Here is a 19,051-nt window from a genome sequence, read left to right as displayed (position 1 = left end):
CCCGCAAGCCATCAACCTGAAAATTTATACCCTGGTGGTATGGCGGAAATGACTAACTGCAATTATGTTCAAATTACCAGCCATGACTCCTTTCGGCTGCCTGCAATTGAAAGCTCTGATTAGCGTGAATACGAGGCGGGTATGTTTCTAAACTATTTCGCGTTAGGTGTGCTGATCTTCGTTTTTCTGGTTCTGTTTTACGGAATTATCGCCATCCATGATATTCCCTATAACATGGCTAAGAAGCGCAACCATCCCCATGCCGATGCCATCCATACTGCGGGTTGGGTGAGCTTATTTACGCTGCATGTTATTTGGCCCTTCCTGTGGATCTGGGCCACGCTCTATCAGCCAGAACGAGGCTGGGGAATGCAGTCACACATCACGCCGTCCGGGAAGGAACCTGACCCTGAAATTGCCGCGCTGGCCGCGCGCATCACCCAGTTGGAAAATAGACTGGATGGGGAGAAAAAAAACGATAACTCCACCTTTCCGGAGATTTGATCATGGACTTGTTGATTGTCCTGACCTATGTGGCATTCGCCTGGGCCATTTTTAAAATATTCCGTATTCCGGTAAATCAATGGACGCTTGCTACCGCCGCGTTAGGTGGGGTGTTTATTGTGGCGGGACTCATTTTATTAATGAACTATAACCACCCGTATACCTTTACGGCGCAAAAGGCGGTTATTTCAATTCCTGTTACCCCACAGGTCACCGGAATTGTTAGTGAAGTGACAGATAAAAATAATCAGCTGATTAAAAAAGGCGAGGTGTTATTTAAACTCGATCCCGTTCGTTATCAGGCGCGGGTCGACAGGCTGCAGGCCGACCTGGTGACCGCTACGCACAACATCGACAATATGAAAGCGCAGCTGTCTGAAGCCGTAGCCAATACCACCCGCGTTTCCGCTGAACGAGATCGCCTGTATAAAGATTATCAACGCTATTTGAAGGGTAGTCAGGCGAAGGTTAATCCATTCTCTGAAAGCGACATCGACAATGCCCGGCAAAACTACCTGGCGCAGGATGCGCTGGTCAAAGGCTCCGTTGCCGAACAGACGCAGATTCAGAGCCAGTTAGACAGTATGGTCAATGGAGAGCAATCTCAGGTTGCGTCTCTGCGCGCCCAGCTCGCTGAAGCCAAATACAATCTTGAGCAGACTATCGTACGTGCGCCCAGCAACGGTTATGTAACGCAGGTGCTTATCCGGCCCGGGACCTATGCCGCCGCGCTGCCTCTGCGCCCGGTGATGGTATTTATTCCGGAACAAAAACGGCAAATCGTGGCGCAATTCCGCCAGAATTCCTTGCTGCGTCTTAAACCGGGTGATGAAGCGGAAGTGGTCTTCAACGCGCTGCCAGGCCAGGTATTCTCCGGCAAGCTCACCAGCATTCTGCCGGTTGTTCCGGGCGGTTCTTATCAGGCGCAGGGAGCATTACAGTCCTTAACGGTGGTGCCGGGTACCGATGGCGTGCTGGCCACGATTGAGCTGGCTCCCAATGCCGATGTGGATGCGCTGCCGGACGGTATCTATGCCCAGGTGGCGGTCTATTCCGACCATTTCGCTCACGTTTCAGTGATGCGTAAAGTGCTGCTGCGCATGACCAGTTGGATGCATTACCTTTATTTGGATCATTGAGACCGTCATCACCTGCCATTTGCACTGACCTGAGCCATACTGATATTTTTGTTGGCAAAAAGGACCCGGCATGAAACTCATTGGCAGCTATACCAGCCCTTTTGTGCGTAAAATTTCTATTCTGTTACTGGAAAAGGGCATCACCTTCGAATTTGTGAATGAACTCCCCTATAACGCAGATAACGGCGTGGCACGCTATAACCCGTTAGGAAAAGTGCCCGCGTTGGTTACCGATGAGGGCGAGTACTGGTTTGACTCTCCGATCATCGCGGAATACATAGAACTGCTGGATATTGCGCCAGCGATGCTGCCGCGTGAACCACTGGCGGCGCTGAAGGTACGCCAGTTGGAAGCGCTGGCCGATGGCATTATGGATGCCGGTTTAGTCTCGGTACGCGAACAGGCTCGCCCCGCCGCGCAGCAGTCAGAAACCGAACTGTTACGCCAGCGAGAAAAGATTACCCGTAGTCTGGATATGCTGGAAGGTTATCTGGCGGAGGGTACGCTGAAAACGGATACGGTTAACCTGGCAACCATTGCGATTGCCTGTGCCGTCGGTTATCTCAATTTCCGTCGGGTTGCGCCCGGCTGGTGTGTTGATCGCCCGCGTCTGGTCAAACTGGTGGAAACGCTCTTTCAACGCGAAAGTTTTGCCCGTACGGAACCGCCAAAGGCTTGATACACATTATACTCGCCTGAGCAAAGTCACGGTACAATCCTTCCTATATCGATATCCCTCTCCACGGTGGAGAGGGCCACCAACAGCCAGGCCCTTTCATGACAACCGACATGCGTTCACTCTACAGCCAGCTTCCTGCGATCGATCGTTTATTGCGCGATAGCGCCTTCCCAGCTTTACGTGAGTCTCACGGTCATACCCGGGTGGTTGACCTGCTGCGTCACATGCTCGACGAAGCCAGAGAAGCTATTCGCGACACGCACGCGCTCCCTGCATGGTGTGAGGACTGGGCGCAAGAGGCCTGCGCCCGATTGGAACGAGAATCGCAAAGTGCGCTGCGTCCGGTGATTAACCTGACCGGAACGGTGCTGCATACCAACCTTGGTCGCGCATCGCAGGCCGAAGAAGCGATCGAGGCGGTGGTGCAGGCGATGCGCACGCCGGTGACGCTGGAATACAGCCTGGATGATGCCGGGCGTGGACATCGGGATCGGGCCCTGGCGGATTTACTCTGCCGTCTGACGGGGGCGGAAGACGCCTGTATCGTCAATAACAATGCGGCAGCGGTTTTGCTGATGCTGACGGCCACGGCTAACGGCAAAGAGGTGGTCGTTTCACGTGGAGAACTGGTAGAAATTGGCGGCGCGTTTCGTATTCCGGACGTGATGTGTCAGGCCGGATGTATTCTGCGCGAAGTGGGTACCACCAACCGGACCCACACGAAAGATTATCGTCAGGCGGTAAATGAAAATACCGGTCTGCTGATGAAAGTGCATACCAGTAATTACAGCATCGAAGGCTTTACGAAGTCGGTGGATGAGGCAGAGCTGGCCACTATCGGCAAGGAGCTGGATGTTCCTGTAGTGGCGGATCTCGGCAGCGGCTCGCTGGTCGATCTCAGCCAGTATGGATTACCGCAGGAGCCGATGCCGCAACAGCTGATTGCCGCTGGCGTCAGCCTGGTGAGCTTCTCTGGCGATAAATTACTGGGAGGGCCGCAGGCAGGGATTATTGTCGGTAAAAAAGAGATGATCGCGCGCTTACAGAGCCATCCGCTGAAACGTGCATTACGGGCTGATAAAATGACGCTGGCTGCGCTGGAAGCGACGCTGCGGCTCTACCTGCACCCGGAAGCGCTGGCAGCGAAGTTGCCGACGTTACGCCAGCTCACCCGCTCGCAGGAGGCTGTCCACGCGCAGGCACAACAATTACAGGCACGGCTTGCTGATCATTACGGCGACGAATTCGCCCTGAACGTTATGCCTTGTTTATCGCAGATAGGCAGCGGTTCGCTACCTGTTGATAGGCTGCCCAGCGCGGCATTAACCTTTACGCCACATGACGGGCGCGGTAGCCGCCTCGAAGCACTGGCCGCCCGTTGGCGTGCGCTGCCTGTGCCGATCATTGGGCGAATTTATGATGGTCGCTTATGGCTGGATCTGCGCTGCCTTGAGGACGAGACCCGGTTTATGGAGATGATGCTGAAATGATTATTGCAACCGCCGGACACGTTGACCACGGAAAAACAACGTTATTACAGGCGATTACCGGCGTGAATGCCGACCGTTTGCCGGAAGAAAAAAAGCGCGGCATGACCATCGATCTCGGCTATGCCTATTGGCCGCAGCCGGACGGAAGGATTCTGGGATTTATCGATGTTCCCGGACACGAAAAGTTTTTGTCCAACATGCTGGCGGGTGTCGGCGGGATCGACCATGCGCTGCTGGTGGTGGCGTGTGATGACGGCGTGATGGCGCAAACGCGTGAGCATTTGCAAATTCTGCAACTGACGGGCAACCCGCAGATCACCGTGGCGCTCACGAAAGCCGATCGCGTGGATGACGATCGCATCAACGCGGTACGTACTGAGGTGCATACTGCGCTTGAAAACTATGGATTCGCCGATGCGGTTCTGTTCGTGACGGCGGCCAGTGAAGGTCGTGGAATCGAAGAACTGCGCGATCATTTACAGCAATTAACGTCGCGCGAGCATGCCCGCGATCGCAGCTTTCGCCTGGCGATTGACCGTGCCTTTACGGTCAAAGGCGCGGGTCTGGTGGTGACCGGGACGGCGCTTAGCGGAGAGGTGACTATTGGTGACACGCTGTGGCTCACGGGCGTCAACAAACCGATGCGCGTACGTAGCTTGCATGCGCAAAATCAGGCCACAGATCGCGCGCAGGCGGGGCAACGTATTGCGCTGAATATTGCTGGTGATGCACAAAAAGAAGAGCTTAACCGCGGCGACTGGCTGCTCTCCGATGCACCGCCAGAGGCGTTTACCCGCGTGATCGTCTCTTTAGAGCATGCCGCGCCGCTGATGCAGTGGCAACCGCTGCATATTCACCACGCGGCCAGCCACGTCACCGGGAGAATCTCGCTGCTTGAAGGGACGCTGGCGGAACTGGTGTTTGATACACCGCTCTGGCTCGCCGATAACGACCGTCTGGTGCTACGCGATATTTCGGCCCGCACGACACTGGCTGGCGCGCGTGTGGTAACGCTCAATCCGCCGCGTCGCGGGAAGCGTAAGCCGGAATATTTGCAGTGGCTGGCAGCGCTGGAGAAGGTACAGAGTGACGGCGAAGCTCTGGCGCTACATCTGACGCGCGGGGCGGTGAATATTCCTGACTTCGCCTGGGCGCGTCAGCTCAACGGCAACGGTATGCGTCCGTTGATTGAGCTGCATGGCTTTATTCAGGCGGGATACAGTCTGTTGAATGCTGCCGTTGCAGCGCGCTGGCAGCGGAAAGTCCTTGATACGCTGGCGACGTACCACGAGCAGCACCGTGATGAACCAGGACCTGGGCGAGAACGCCTGCGCCGTATGGCTTTGCCGATGGAAGACGAAGCGTTGGTCCTGCTGCTGATTGAAAAGATGCGTGAGAGCGGCGCCATCCATAGCCATCATGGCTGGCTGCATTTGCCGGATCATAAGGCAGGTTTCAGCGAAGAGCAGCAGGCTATCTGGCAAAAAGCAGAACCGCTTTTTGGCGATGAGCCGTGGTGGGTGCGCGATTTGGCAAAACAGACGGGCACAGATGAGCAGATGATGCGTGTGGCGTTACGACAAGCAGCGCAGCAAGGCATCATCACCGCGATCGTCAAAGATCGCTATTACCGTAACGATCGGATTGTGGCCTTTGCCAATATGATCCGCGAACTGGATCAGGAGAAAGGATCGACCTGTGCTGCCGATTTCCGCGACAGGCTTAACGTTGGACGCAAATTGGCTATCCAGATTCTGGAATATTTTGACCGCATTGGTTTTACGCGTCGCCGGGGAAATGATCATTTATTACGCGATGCTTTGCTGTTTCCCGAAAAGTAATGAAACAATTAATTCAGGAATTAAATGAATTAATACAAAATAAATATTGATTGAAATAAGCACATTAGATTATGAACCTAATGTGCTTTTTAATTGTGGGTGTTATTAAAATAACAACCACGATCATATTTTGTTGGATATTTCACTCGTATGCTTCCTGACTCTTTAGAGTAATTAAGGATCGTACAATGGCTGCTTCAACATTTTTTATTCCTTCCGTGAATGTAATTGGCGCTGATTCATTAAAAGACGCAATGAATACAATGGCGGAATATGGTTTTCGTCGTACGCTGATTGTCACGGATGCCATGCTGACAAAATTAGGTATGGCTGGCGAGATTCAAAAAGCATTACAGGAACGTGATATTTTCAGCGTAATTTTCGACGGTACGCATCCTAATCCCACGACCAGTAACGTCGCTGCTGGCCTGCATATACTGAAAGAAAACGAATGTGATAGCGTTATTTCCCTCGGCGGCGGTTCTCCGCACGATTGTGCGAAGGGCATTGCGCTGGTGGCGGCTAACGGCGGCGATATTCGCGATTACGAAGGTGTGGACCGTTCTGCAAAACCACAGCTGCCGATGATCGCCATTAACACCACCGCGGGCACGGCATCTGAAATGACCCGTTTCTGCATCATTACCGATGAAGTACGCCACATTAAAATGGCGATTGTGGATAAGCACGTTACGCCGCTGCTGTCCGTTAATGACTCCTCGCTGATGGTCGGCATGCCGAAGTCCCTGACAGCGGCAACCGGTATGGATGCGCTGACCCACGCCATTGAAGCCTACGTGTCTATTGCTGCAACGCCGATTACCGATGCGTGCGCGTTGAAAGCGGTCACCATGATTGCGGAAAACCTGCCGGTCGCCGTTGCAGAGGGCAGCAATGCTCAGGCGCGCGAAGCCATGGCTTACGCGCAGTTCCTCGCGGGCATGGCCTTTAACAACGCTTCTCTTGGTTATGTGCACGCAATGGCGCACCAGTTGGGTGGCTTCTACGATCTGCCGCACGGTGTATGTAACGCAGTGCTGCTGCCGCATGTGCAGGTCTTCAATAGCAAAGTGGCTGCCGCTCGCCTGCGTGATTGCGCTGCGGCAATGGGCGTGGACGTTGCTGGCTTGAGCGCAGAGCAAGGGGCGGAAGCCTGCATCGCGGCGATCCGCGAACTGGCGCAGAAAGTGAATATCCCGGCCGGTCTGCGTGAGTTGAACGTGAAGGAAGAGGATATTGCCGTACTGGCGACCAATGCCCTGAAAGATGCCTGCGGTTTCACTAACCCGATTCAGGCGACTCATGAAGAAATCATGGCGATTTATCGCGCTGCTATGTAATTCGTGATACCTGTCGTAAAGCAGTAAATGGCTGGCGAATAATTCGCCAGCCCCGTCTACCCTTGTAGTACCCCTACAGCAAGGAGACGGTCATGACCAATAACCCCCCTTCAACGCGTATTTATCCCGGCGAGTATGGTTACCCTCTGAAGTTAAAAGCCCGATACGATAACTTTATCGGCGGTGACTGGGTTGCCCCGGTGGACGGCGAGTATTACCAAAACCTGACGCCGGTAACCGGGCAATTACTGTGCGAAGTGGCCTCTTCCGGCAAAAAGGATATCGATCTGGCACTGGATGCCGCGCACAAAGTAAAAGACAAGTGGGCACAGACATCCGTGCAGGACAGGGCGGCGATACTGTTCAAAATCGCCGATCGTATGGAGCAAAACCTGGAACTGCTGGCGACGGCAGAAACCTGGGATAACGGTAAGCCCATCCGCGAAACCAGCGCGGCAGATGTTCCGCTGGCGATTGACCATTTCCGCTATTTCGCTTCCTGTATTCGTGCGCAGGAAGGGGGAATAAGCGAGGTTGATAGCGAGACCGTGGCTTATCACTTCCATGAACCTCTTGGCGTGGTAGGGCAAATTATCCCGTGGAACTTCCCGCTGCTGATGGCCAGCTGGAAGATGGCGCCCGCGCTGGCGGCGGGTAACTGCGTCGTGCTTAAACCCGCGCGCCTCACGCCGCTGTCCGTGCTGTTGCTGATGGAAGTCATCGGCGATCTGCTCCCGCCAGGCGTGGTGAACGTGGTAAACGGTGCGGGTGGGGAAATCGGTGAGTATCTGGCGACGTCTAAGCGCATTGCGAAAGTGGCGTTTACCGGCTCAACGGAAGTTGGGCAGCAGATCATGCAATACGCCACGCAGAACATTATTCCCGTCACGCTGGAGCTGGGTGGGAAATCGCCCAATATCTTCTTCGCTGATGTGATGGATGAAGAGGATGCGTTTTTTGACAAAGCGCTGGAAGGTTTCGCGCTGTTTGCCTTCAATCAGGGTGAAGTGTGTACCTGTCCGAGCCGTGCGTTAGTACAGGAATCTATTTACGAACGTTTTATGGAAAGAGCTATTCGCCGGGTGGAGAGTATTCGCAGCGGCAACCCGTTAGACAGCGTGACGCAAATGGGTGCGCAGGTCTCGCATGGTCAACTGGAAACCATTTTGAATTACATCGATATTGGTAAGAAAGAAGGGGCTGATGTTCTCACCGGCGGGCGGCGCAAGCAACTGGATGGCGACTTAAAAGAAGGTTATTACCTCGAACCAACCATTCTGTTTGGCAAGAACAACATGCGGGTTTTCCAGGAAGAGATCTTCGGGCCCGTGCTGGCCGTCACGACCTTTAAAACCATGGAAGAGGCGCTGGAAATCGCCAATGACACCCCATATGGGCTTGGCGCTGGCGTCTGGAGCCGTAACGGAAATCTGGCGTACAAGATGGGCCGTGGGATTCAGGCGGGGCGTGTTTGGACCAACTGTTACCATGCTTACCCCGCCCATGCGGCATTCGGTGGCTATAAGCAGTCAGGCATCGGGCGCGAGACGCATAAGATGATGCTCGAGCATTATCAGCAAACCAAATGTCTGCTGGTGAGCTACTCGGATAAACCGCTGGGACTATTTTAATTTCTCATCACTTATTGCCCGGTTTTGCGCCGGGCATATCTTTATTCTGCAGTTATATATAAACCCATATATCGTTATATAAATAAGACGATTGCATCCAATCTGGTCATTCCACTACTATTATCAACTCTATTGTGTAAATCAAATTGCAGCCGAGTTTTCAATTTAAATCCCTGAGGCAAATATGTTCCTTAATTATTTTGCATTAGGAGTGCTTATTTTTGTATTCCTAGTCATTTTTTACGGGATTATTATTCTGCATGATATTCCCTATCTCATTGCAAAGAAACGTAACCATCCTCATGCTGACGCAATACATGTCGCAGGATGGGTGAGTTTGTTTACCTTACATGTCATGTGGCCCTTTTTATGGATCTGGGCAACGCTTTATCGCCCGGAACGCGGGTGGGGTATGCAAAGCGCGGATTCTTCCCTGATCCAGTTGCAGGCCAGGGTTGCCGATCTGGAAAAGAAACTGGGTGAGGCGAAGACCTCTCCGGCGGAGTAATATCGATGGATTTATTGATCGTTCTGACCTATGTGGCGTGCGCATGGTCAATATTTAAGATTTTTAAAATTCCTGCCAATAAATGGACAGTACCCACTGCAGCATTGGGCGGTATATTCATTGTCTGCGGACTTATATTACTGATGAATTATAACCATCCGTATACATTTAAGGCGCAAAAGGCAGTAATTTCTATTCCCGTAGTACCGCAGGTCACGGGGGTCGTGACGGAAGTGACGGATAAGAAGAATACGCTGATCAAAAAAGGTGAGGTACTGTTTAAACTTAATCCGGGACGTTATCAGGCACGAGTTGATCGCCTGAAAGCTGATATTGTCACTGCACAACATAAAGAGCAGGTGCTGGTGGCGCAGTTAGACGAAATGCAAGCCAACACGCAGCGGGCAAAGGCTACCCGTGACAAGCTAGCTAAAGATTACCAGCGTTATGCGCAGGGGAGTCAGGCGAAGGTCAATCCTTTTTCTGAACGCGATATCGATGCGGCGCGGCAAAACTATCTGGCGCAGGAAGCAGCGGTGAAATCCTCCGTTGCGGAACAACAGCAAATCCAGAGTCAGTTAGACAGCCTGGTGCAGGGTGAGAATTCGCAAATTGCCAGCCTGAAAGCGCAGTTAGCCGAAGCGGAGTTCAACCTGGACCAGACAGTGGTTCGCGCGCCCAGCGATGGTTACGTTACGCAGGTGCTGATGCGACCGGGAACCTATGCCGCCGCGCTGCCTATGCGTCCGGTGATGGTGTTTATCCCGGATCAAAAACGGCAAATTATCGCCCAGTTCCGGCAAAACTCGTTGCTGCGATTGGAGCCAGGCGATGAAGCTGAAGTGGTGTTTAACGCCCTGCCGGGTAAGGTTTTCAGCGGCAAACTGGCTGCCATCAGTCCGGCCGTACCGGGGGGGACATACCAGTCGAATGGGGCGCTGCAATCCTTAAATTCTACGCCTGGATCGGAAGGGGTGATCGCCACGATTGAGCTGAATGATAATGTGGATGTGAACGCTCTGCCTGATGGGATTTATGCGCAGGTCGCGGTTTATTCTGATCACTTCACCCATGTGTCAGTGATGCGTAAGGTTCTGCTGCGTATGACCAGTTGGGTGCATTATCTGTATCTCGATCACTAGGCGCAGGCTATTTTGCTTACCATTTTGAACCTGGTACCCTAATTTCGCTTACTCAGGCTGCTGTTCCAGCGCCTGAGTAAGTTGCTGGCGGATCTCTGCCAACATCTCATCAAGAATAAACTGTACCCGCCACGGCTGGTATTCACGTTTGCGGAAAATCACCACCAAATCCAGCCACCATTCATGTTGTTCTGAGAAACATGGAACCAGCGACCCGGATTCAACATCTTTTTGCACACTCGCATTTGGCGCAAAAACAATGCCCAGATGGTTACGTGCCAGCGCCAGTGCAGACTGTGTATTGTCGCAGACATAATTTCCGGTTACCCGATAATCGTGCATCTCCTTGCCTCCGGCAGAAGTGAAACGCCAGATATTAGCCTCATCTATCATCATGGAATCAATCAGGATACAGGAATGTTCTTCCAGTTCATCAGGGCTACTAATAGGATGTGCTTTGATATACTCAGGGCTGGCAAAAGCCGTCACCGCATATTTGGTAATGAAACTGGCAACCAGAGATTCATCTTTAGGATGCGCATAGGTGATTAAAATATCACAATCTTCAGGGAAGTCGACACCTTCAAAAAATGCCTTTCGTTCCAGGTTACATGTTTTAAGTGAGAGGCTAATTCCACCGATATCCTGAATTTTTGCGATCACATGTTGCGATAAATAAGCAATTATGCCCGTCGGAGCATATACGGTTACCCGGCCACGTTTTTCGTGCTTATAATCAGCAATGAAATTATTGAGCTGATCGTTTCTGTCCAACATGTCATTGATGTAAGGAAGCAGCGCCGTACCAAACGGTGTGAGGGTGAGCTGTCGAGTGGTGCGATCAAATACCTTTAGTCCAACTTTGGATTCAAAATCAGCAAGATACTTACTAACGTTGGCTTGTGCGATGCCGAGAACCGTAGCGGCATGACTGATGTTTTCACTGGCAGCAATTACCGAAATAATCTTCAGTTCCCGGTGTTTGAGTTGTAATTTGTTCATCGCCAAACCCAATATATATATGTTTGTATATATTACTATATAAATATGAATCTTGCACCGATGAAATTGTAAGCATTATTATGCACGCGTTTTGTATCTTATTTTAAAATGGAATGTGGGCATGTTAATTAAACGCAATATTGTGGCGCTATTCGCCTTTTCATTTATGGCGAGCGCAACTGCCGCAGAATTTTCTATTGGCGGCGGCGCTGTATATAACGAATCTCCTTATCGTGGATATAATGATAACGTTCACGCAGTACCGCTTGTCAGTTATGAAAGTGAATCATTTTATTTTAGGCAAACAACGTTAGGTTATATTCTTTCAAAAAATGAAAGTAATGAATTTAGCATTACTGCCTCGTACATGCCGCTTGAGTTTGATCCGGGTGATAACGACGATCAAGCGATGAAGCAACTGAACAAGCGTGACGCAACCGCGATGGCGGGTGCTGCATGGTATCACCATGAGAAATGGGGCAGCGTGAAAGTCTCCGCAGCAGCGGATGTGCTGGACAACAGCAACGGTTGGGTTGGGGAAATGTCTCTGTTTCGCCAAATGCCGATGGGCAAGCTGACGCTGACGCCGGCGATTGGCGTGCTCTACTATGACGAAAACTTCAACGAATATTACTACGGCATCTCTGGCAATGAATCCCGCCGTAGTGGGTTATCAAGCTACTCCCCTGGCGATAGCTGGACACCGTATGTTGGCCTGTCCGCTAAATACGCATTGACCAGCAATCTGACGCTGCTGGCCAGCGCCAACTATAGTGCGCTGCCAGATGATATTAAAAATAGCCCGATGGTTGACCGTGATGACAGCTTTACCTTTATGTCCGGTCTGACCTGGCGTTTCTGATTCTCACCCGTTTGTCCTCAGGGAGGAGGGCAATCTTTTCAATGTGATAGACCGGATAAGACCCGAAGCATCGTCATCCGGCCATTTCCAATGAGCTGGGTTTTACCGTTCGCGATTAGGCGGATCGCCATAGTTGTTCAGGCACCTGACAATATTTAACCGTTTCCCCTGTCCGATCAAGGCGTCAGGGGCAACCTCTCTGGCACTCTGTGGTTTTCACGCAGACGGAGGGTGCAATGAACGAGTTTATTATGGCGGATGCGGCAAAATGTATTGGGTGTCGTACCTGTGAAGTTGCCTGCGTCGTCGCGCACCAGCAAAACCAGGACTGCGCGTCGGTCTCTTCCACTGCGTTTACCCCGCGCATCCGCGTGATCAAAGACGACGCCTTTACGACGGCAGTCGCCTGCCATCAATGCGAGGACGCTCCCTGTGCAAATGTCTGCCCGACGCACGCAATTCGTCGTGAACATGGGCATATCTTCGTTGAACAGACGCGTTGTATTGGCTGTAAAAGTTGTATGCTGGCCTGCCCGTTTGGGGCTATGAATGTCGTCGCCCGCTCGTCACGGGTGCAGGCGATAAAGTGCGATTTATGCTGGCACCGTGATGCGGGACCCGCGTGTGTCGAAGCCTGTCCGACCAGCGCGTTGCAGTGTATAGATGCCGTCAGTATTCAGCGCCAGCGCCTGGGTTCACTACCACAGTAATGTGAGTCCCGACCTGTGGTTAGGTCGGGACTTGCGTTAGCCTTCCTGCCAGGCGCGTTCGATCTCTTCAGCCAGAATCTTCACTCCAGCTTCTATTTTCTCCGGTTCTGGCACGTAGTTCATCCGCATACACTGATGCGTATGCGGCCAGGGTTTATCCAGACCAGGGAAGAAGTAGTCACCAGGAACCATCAGCACGCCGCGCGCTTTCAGACGCTGATACAACAGTTCGGTGCTGATAGGCAAATCTTTGAACCATAACCACAGGAAAATCGCGCCCTCCGGTTTATGAATAAGGCACCGATCTTCAGATAAATAGCGGCGAATGATCGCAATCGTCTCCTGAACGCGCTGATAATAAAACGGCTTGATCACCGACTCGGACAGACGCAGAAGGTCGTTGCGCTTAATCATTTCGCACATGATTGCCGGACCCATTCCGCCAGGTGCGAGACTGATAATGCCGTTCATGTTGGTGATGGCGGTGATGATTTTTTCATTCGCGATAATGATGCCGCAGCGGGAGCCTGGCAGACCCAGCTTGGAAAGGCTCATGCACAGCACAATGTTGGGGTTCCACAGCGGGCGCGCTTCGCTAAAGATGATGCCGGGAAACGGTACGCCATAGGCGTTATCAATCACCAGCGGGATCCCATGCTGGTTGGCCAGCCGGTCCAGCTTCATCAGCTCTTCATCGGTGATCACGTTGCCTGTCGGATTTGTCGGACGTGACACGCAGATCATGCCCGTCTCTTCACCGATGTGCAGGTGTTCAAAATCAACGTGATACTTAAACTGACCTTCTGGTAACAGTTCGATATTTGGACGCGCGGAGACAAAGAGATCCTCTTCCAGCCCGGAATCGGCATAGCCAATGTATTCCGGAGCTAACGGGAACAACACTTTTTGCGTTGTTCCGTCGGCGCGGCGTCCGGCGAACAGATTGAATAAGTAGAAAAATGCACTCTGACTGCCATTTGTCAGTGCAATATTTTGTGGCTCGATATCCCAACCCTGCTTCTCACGTAGCAGTTTCGCCAGCTCAGTCAGCAGCTCGGTTTTACCTTGTGGACCATCGTAATTGCAAAGCGCATCAGTGGCTTTGCCGTTTTCCAGCATATCTGTCAGCAGAGACTGAAAGTAATTTTGCATCTCTGGAATTTGCGCCGGATTGCCGCCACCGAGCATGATGGCGCCTGGGGTACGTAAACCGTCGTTAAGGTCCTCCATCAGGCGTGTGATGCCTGAATGGCGGGTAAATTTGTCGCCAAAAAGTGAGAATGTCATAGCAGGTGGTCTGTCGAACTGAGTAGTAAAGTGGCTAACCATAGCGCTACCCATGGCAGGGTGCAAATCAGGGGTATCAGGCCGGATTGAGATTTTGTGCTACTGATTTTTATTTGGCTGGTTTTTAATGTTGAGTAAGGCTTCCCGCTGCGTGCACAGCGAGAAGCCTGCCGGGATCAGGGCTGACCGGCCCACACCACCATCACCTTATCGTCGCCATGCTCACGAATAAATCCGTATCCCTGCGTCAGCGGCAGCGTGATTTGTTTACCGGCGCCAATGGCGGGATGTCTGGCCCTGAACTGACTGATTCGCTGCCAGTGTGCGACGCTGGCGGCAGATTTCCCGGTCACATCCTGCCAGTTCATCTCTGAGCGCGTACCCTGTAATGGGTCTGAGCCGGTTGGGCCAAAGGGGCGGGCCGACTCGTCGCCATAAAAGAGTTGAACCGCGCCAGGTGCCAGCAGCAATAGCTCGGCGGCGTTGTCTCCACCTTCGCGGAACAGACGTGTATCGTGCGAGGAGAGATAGCTCAGGACGTTGAAGTCCTGCAATTTATCCGCCATCTGCTGCCAGGTGGGGTCCATATTTGCCAGACAATCAACGGCCTTTGCCGCCTGCTCCTGGTAGTCGAAATTGATCATCGCATCGAAGCCGTGACGGTAATAGTCGCTTTGCATCACACCGTGACCCCAGGCCTCGCCAGTCATCCAGAAGGGGTTATCATCCAGCGCTTTTTCCGGATTGGCTTTCTTCCATTCGAGCAGCGCCGCGCTGGCTTGTGTTTTTAGCTGCTGCCAGGCGGGAAGCTCGACGTGTTTAGCGGTGTCGACCCGAAAGCCGTCAATCCCATAATCACGCACCCACTGACTGAGCCAGTGCGTCAGATAATCCCGGGGTGTGTAGCCGGCGATGGCTTTGGCGTGCGTATCCGGCTTGTGCTGATAAAAGTTTGGCAGCCCGGAAGGCGTGGTGGATTCGGTTTTCAGATCGGGCAGGAAAGCCAGCGACATCGTCAGGTCGTCAAAGCCAGGATTGTCGTAATCCCCAATATCGGTGCGGACCCAGTTTTTCCCCCACCATTTTTCCCAGCCAGTTTTATCGCTAAAGTTGATGTAATCATTGAAACTGTGCCAGCTTTGCCCGGCGGCTGGCTGCCAGTCCGTCCAGCGTTCCCCGAGCGTTTTTTTCAGCTCATCGCCCGATAGGTACAGTGCCCCAAACTGATACTCCTGCATATCCGCCAGCGTGGCGTAGCCGGTATGGTTCATCACCACATCAAACAAGACACGGATGCCGCGCTGGTGTGCGCCATCAACCAGCGCACGCAGGTCCGCTTCGTTTCCCATATTGGCGTCAAGCGTGGTCCAGTCCTGGGTGTAGTAGCCGTGGTAAGCGTAGTGGGGGAAGTCCCCTTTGGCGCCACCGCCGACCCAGCCGTGGATTTGCTCAAACGGCGCGCTGATCCACAGGGCGTTGACGCCTAACTGTTGCAGGTAGTCGAGTTTGCTGGCGAGCCCGCGCAAATCGCCACCGTGGAACGTGCCAATTTCCTGCATGCCGTCGTTGCGACGCCCATAGCTGTGATCGTTACTCGGATCGCCATTCACAAAGCGGTCCGTCAGGACGAAATACACCGTGGCGTTATGCCAGTCGAAAGCGGCGGGGGCATCGGTTTCTGCCCGTTCCAGTAGCAACAGCCCGTTACTTGTTGCGGCGGGTTGTAGGGTAATCGACCCGTTTTTTACCGTTGCCGTTTGCTGGCTGTAGAAATCACGCACCACGACACCTTCCGGGAAGGTCTGGCTCACGTCCAGCGTTAATGGTGAACCGTCCCATTTCGGGCATTGGCGAATCTGGGTGGTGACGGTGTCCTTAGCACTTTTTACCAACAGCATCAGCGTTGGCGTACCGGAGCGGGTATCGATTTCCAGCGTGTAATCGCCGTCTTTGAATAAACGCCACTGTGGCGGCGTGCCTTCACAAGGTTTTAGCGACAGCATCTGGTTGAGTTTTATCGCATCAGCAGGCTGCCAGCACTGTTGGTCAAAATTTAGGGTTAAAGGACGGGTACCCTTCGTCAACGCTGCATGGCTGACGAATTTTCCCGTACCTTCCGCTTCGAAGGTGGGAAGTCCTTGAGACGTCCATGATGAGGCGATGGCAATGCCGGGCATTAGCGCCAGCGCAACGGCGGCAAGTTTCATAGTGCTGTCCTTGATGCTGCGATTTTCGCCAGTTTGCCAGTGAAATCAGGCCGGAAACTCCTCCTTTGAGTTGATTCCGCCAGGAGGAGAAGGGAGGGTGAGCGATCGCGCGCAAAAAATGAACTGATTTTGCGATAACCTCCACATTTTCTTCGAATTAATGGCACCCAGAACCGTTAATACGTGACATAGTTTCAGAATTGGACTATTCCTGTGGGTGCTCTTGACGGCTATTTTTGATATGATTTGAGATTCATCTCTCATTTTTGTGAAAAATATAAGGTGTTGGAATGTATAAATCCGACCAGGAGACCTAATGATATTGACTCCCATTCGACGATATGGGGCAATGATTCTTATGTTACTCACCGTTGCATTTTCGGGTGAGGTGCTGGCAAAGACACACACGGCGACAACGAGTCACAAGCCCCAGATAACCAAGGCAAGTAATAAACAGGTTAGCAGTAAACAAGAGTATTCTCGCAATAGTGCAAAGAGTAGTTCACTTCCTGATTTGCGAAAATACCCTTCCGGAACACCAAGGAAAAAAGCGTTTCTCCGGACGGTTATGCCTTATATTACCAGTCAAAATGCTGCCATTACGGCGGACCGTAACTGGCTGATTTCAAAACAGTACCAGAACCGCTGGTCACCGACTGAGCGTACGCGTATGAAAGACATCGCGAAGCGCTACAAGGTGAACTGGTCTGGTAACACGCGTAAAATTCCGTGGAATACGCTGCTTGAACGTGTAGACATTATCCCGACCAGTATGGTGGCAACCATGGCTGCGGCAGAAAGCGGCTGGGGTACGTCGAAGCTGGCGCGTAGCAACAACAACCTGTTTGGCATGAAATGTGGCAAGGGTCGTTGTAACAATGCACCGGGTAAGGTGAAAGGCTACTCACAATTTGAATCAGTGAAAGAGTCGGTGAATGCTTACGTCATTAATTTGAATACGCATCCGGCCTACTCTTCCTTCCGTAAGTCACGTGCGCAGTTGCGTAAAGCCGATCAGGAAGTCACCGCCACCGCGATGATCCATAAGCTGAAGGGTTATTCCACTAAGGGACAGAGTTATAACAACTATCTGTTCGCAATGTATCAGGACAACCAGCGTTTAATCGCCGCGCATATGTAATTTCGAGTGCCGGATGGCGACTTCGCCCTCCGGCTATCATCCTTATAGCAACACTTCACTGTTCACATCGCGATACTCTTTTGGCGTCGTGTCGTACTCTTTCTTAAATACCGAATAGAAATACTGCAGAGATGGGTAGCCGCACATCTGTGAAATTTCGTTGATTGAAAGCGTGGTAGAAATCAACAGGCTGCGCGCCTTTTCCAGCTTTTCGGCATGAATCACGGCGTGAATGGTCTCTCCGACCTCTTCTTTAAAGCGCTTCTCCAGATTCGAACGTGAAATCCCTACTGAATCCAGCACTTGTTCAACCTTAATGCCTTTACAGGCATGATTACGAATAAAGTGCATCGCCTGAATTACCGCTGGATCGGTCAAGGAGCGGTAATCGGTTGAACGACGTTCTACAACACGCACCGGTGGAACCAGAATGCGTTGCAGCGGCAGTTCTTCATTCGCCAGCATACGATGCAGGAGTTTTGCGGCCTGATAGCCCATCTGTCTGGCTCCCTGAGCCACGGATGACAGCGCTACCCGTGACAGGTAACGGGTCAATTCTTCGTTGTCTATCCCTATCACGCAGAGTTTTTCCGGTACGGGAATATGCAGGTGTTCACAGACTTGCAGGACGTGTCGTGCCCGCGCGTCGGTGACCGCGATAATGCCGGTTTGCGGCGGCAGAGTTTGCAGCCAGTCCGCCAGCCTATTTTGCGCGTGCTGCCAGTTCTCCGGTGCGGTTTCCAGCCCCTGATAGACGACGCCGCGGTACTTCTCTTTAGCAACCAACTGGCAAAACGCATATTCACGTTCTGCGGCCCAGCGTTTACCGCTTGAAGCCGGAAGACCATAAAATGCAAAGCGGTTAATCCCTTTCTCTTTCAGATGCAGGAAGGCGCTTTCTACCAGCGCGTGGTTGTCGGTGGCAATGTAATGTACTGGTGGATAATCTTGCTGCAGATGGTAGGAACCCCCAACGCCGATGATCGGAACATCGACATCGACAAGTAATTGCGCAATATCATCGTCGTCATAATCAGCAATAACGCCATCGCCCAACCAGTCTTTAATATTATCGATACGGGCGCGGAAATCTTCCTCAATGAATATATCCCACTCGGATTGCGATGCCTGTAAATATTCACCCACTCCTTCTACCACCTGGCGGTCATAGGCTTTATTGGCATTAAATAACAGAGTGATGCGGTGACGTTTATCAAACATAAGAACCTGTCCTGGAAAGGTTAACGTGGGCCTGTCGATACTAGCAAAACCGCAGGTACGACTGCTTGATGAAGCGTGACAAATTTCCTGATTGCCTGAGGCTACGCAAAATTTACATACTGCTAGCGGGATGACAATTGTCATTTTTTATCTGCGCATTACGGTTTTTTGTTTAATGGCTAACCTTCGATCGTGATCGCCTTTTTATTTCTTTTTTCAGCGCGTTTTTTTGGGAGCCAGCGCACGTTTGGGTATTCTCTTAATCGCGGTGTGAAATAACGTAATTGAGCAATAAATCAGGAAATTCCAGTATAGCCATATCGCAGTTTACTTGCCGTACTACCTGA

16 protein-coding genes are annotated in these 19,051 nt (G+C 52.1%); 12 read left to right on the top strand and 4 right to left on the bottom strand.

The genetic code is table 11. The annotated features are described in order from the left end of the window. Nucleotides 1-141: 141 nt before the first annotated feature. From ABIE10_RS18835 to ABIE10_RS18795, 9 genes are all read left to right on the top strand, one after another. The gene (locus tag ABIE10_RS18835; RefSeq protein ID WP_016154955.1) at nt 142-504 is read left to right on the top strand and encodes a DUF3302 domain-containing protein; all 363 of its coding nucleotides are present in this window, start codon (nt 142-144) and stop codon (nt 502-504) included. Nucleotides 505-506: 2 nt separating this feature from the next. Continuing rightward, complete coding sequence (locus ABIE10_RS18830) at nt 507-1,643, top strand: HlyD family secretion protein (protein ID WP_016157740.1); 1,137 nt, start codon at nt 507-509, stop codon at nt 1,641-1,643. A 70-nt stretch (nt 1,644-1,713) separates the two neighbouring features. Beyond that, nucleotides 1,714-2,322 (top strand): glutathione S-transferase, encoded by a 609-nt coding sequence (locus ABIE10_RS18825; RefSeq protein ID WP_047501319.1) that lies wholly within the window; start codon nt 1,714-1,716, stop codon nt 2,320-2,322. 98 nt (nt 2,323-2,420) lie between these two features. Beyond that, complete coding sequence (gene selA / locus ABIE10_RS18820) at nt 2,421-3,812, top strand: L-seryl-tRNA(Sec) selenium transferase (protein ID WP_429156611.1); 1,392 nt, start codon at nt 2,421-2,423, stop codon at nt 3,810-3,812. Further along, nucleotides 3,809-5,653 (top strand): selenocysteine-specific translation elongation factor, encoded by a 1,845-nt coding sequence (gene selB, locus ABIE10_RS18815; RefSeq protein WP_235116991.1) that lies wholly within the window; start codon nt 3,809-3,811, stop codon nt 5,651-5,653. The genes selA and selB overlap by 4 nt, the downstream gene beginning before the upstream one ends. Before the next feature lie 188 nt (nt 5,654-5,841). After that, a complete protein-coding gene (gene yiaY, locus ABIE10_RS18810) occupies nt 5,842-6,993 on the top strand; it encodes an L-threonine dehydrogenase (RefSeq protein WP_151222231.1) in 1,152 nt (383 codons plus the stop codon). Between the two features lie 92 nt (nt 6,994-7,085). After that, entirely contained in the window at nt 7,086-8,624 is a 1,539-nt protein-coding gene (gene aldB / locus ABIE10_RS18805; RefSeq protein ID WP_200046815.1) for an aldehyde dehydrogenase AldB, read from the top strand. 184 nt (nt 8,625-8,808) lie between these two features. Further along, nucleotides 8,809-9,132, top strand: a complete 324-nt coding sequence (locus ABIE10_RS18800) for a DUF3302 domain-containing protein (protein ID WP_016154947.1) — start codon at nt 8,809-8,811, stop codon at nt 9,130-9,132. A 5-nt stretch (nt 9,133-9,137) separates the two neighbouring features. Next, nucleotides 9,138-10,274 carry an HlyD family secretion protein gene (locus ABIE10_RS18795; RefSeq protein WP_016154946.1) on the top strand — a complete coding sequence of 379 codons (1,137 nt, stop codon included), beginning with the start codon at nt 9,138-9,140 and terminating at the stop codon, nt 10,272-10,274. A gap of 48 nt (nt 10,275-10,322) precedes the next feature. Here the strand turns inward: ABIE10_RS18795 and ABIE10_RS18790 are convergent, their stop codons facing one another. After that, complete coding sequence (locus ABIE10_RS18790; RefSeq protein WP_016157735.1) at nt 10,323-11,276, bottom strand: LysR family transcriptional regulator; 954 nt, start codon at nt 11,274-11,276, stop codon at nt 10,323-10,325. A gap of 121 nt (nt 11,277-11,397) precedes the next feature. Between ABIE10_RS18790 and ABIE10_RS18785 the strand changes: the two genes are divergently transcribed. Then, nucleotides 11,398-12,138, top strand: a complete 741-nt coding sequence (locus ABIE10_RS18785) for a MipA/OmpV family protein (RefSeq protein ID WP_016154944.1) — start codon at nt 11,398-11,400, stop codon at nt 12,136-12,138. Nucleotides 12,139-12,374: 236 nt separating this feature from the next. Next, nucleotides 12,375-12,848, top strand: a complete 474-nt coding sequence (locus ABIE10_RS18780; protein WP_049282797.1) for a 4Fe-4S dicluster domain-containing protein — start codon at nt 12,375-12,377, stop codon at nt 12,846-12,848. A gap of 36 nt (nt 12,849-12,884) precedes the next feature. Here the strand turns inward: ABIE10_RS18780 and avtA are convergent, their stop codons facing one another. Continuing rightward, complete coding sequence (gene avtA / locus ABIE10_RS18775) at nt 12,885-14,135, bottom strand: valine--pyruvate transaminase (RefSeq protein ID WP_407056501.1); 1,251 nt, start codon at nt 14,133-14,135, stop codon at nt 12,885-12,887. A gap of 176 nt (nt 14,136-14,311) precedes the next feature. Then, entirely contained in the window at nt 14,312-16,342 is a 2,031-nt protein-coding gene (gene malS / locus ABIE10_RS18770) for an alpha-amylase (protein WP_235116992.1), read from the bottom strand. 316 nt (nt 16,343-16,658) lie between these two features. Between malS and ABIE10_RS18765 the strand changes: the two genes are divergently transcribed. Beyond that, complete coding sequence (locus tag ABIE10_RS18765) at nt 16,659-17,483, top strand: protein bax (RefSeq protein ID WP_016154930.1); 825 nt, start codon at nt 16,659-16,661, stop codon at nt 17,481-17,483. 42 nt (nt 17,484-17,525) lie between these two features. Here the strand turns inward: ABIE10_RS18765 and xylR are convergent, their stop codons facing one another. Beyond that, nucleotides 17,526-18,704, bottom strand: a complete 1,179-nt coding sequence (xylR, locus tag ABIE10_RS18760; RefSeq protein ID WP_049282794.1) for a D-xylose utilization transcriptional activator XylR — start codon at nt 18,702-18,704, stop codon at nt 17,526-17,528. Nucleotides 18,705-19,051: the final 347 nt, after the last annotated feature.

Origin of the sequence: Citrobacter sp. 506 (genome assembly GCF_050434985.1) — a bacterium.
In the GTDB taxonomy this organism is placed as follows: domain Bacteria; phylum Pseudomonadota; class Gammaproteobacteria; order Enterobacterales; family Enterobacteriaceae; genus Citrobacter; species Citrobacter braakii.
Note: the sequence above shows the minus strand (reverse complement) of the source record. Positions and strands in the feature narration are given on the sequence as shown.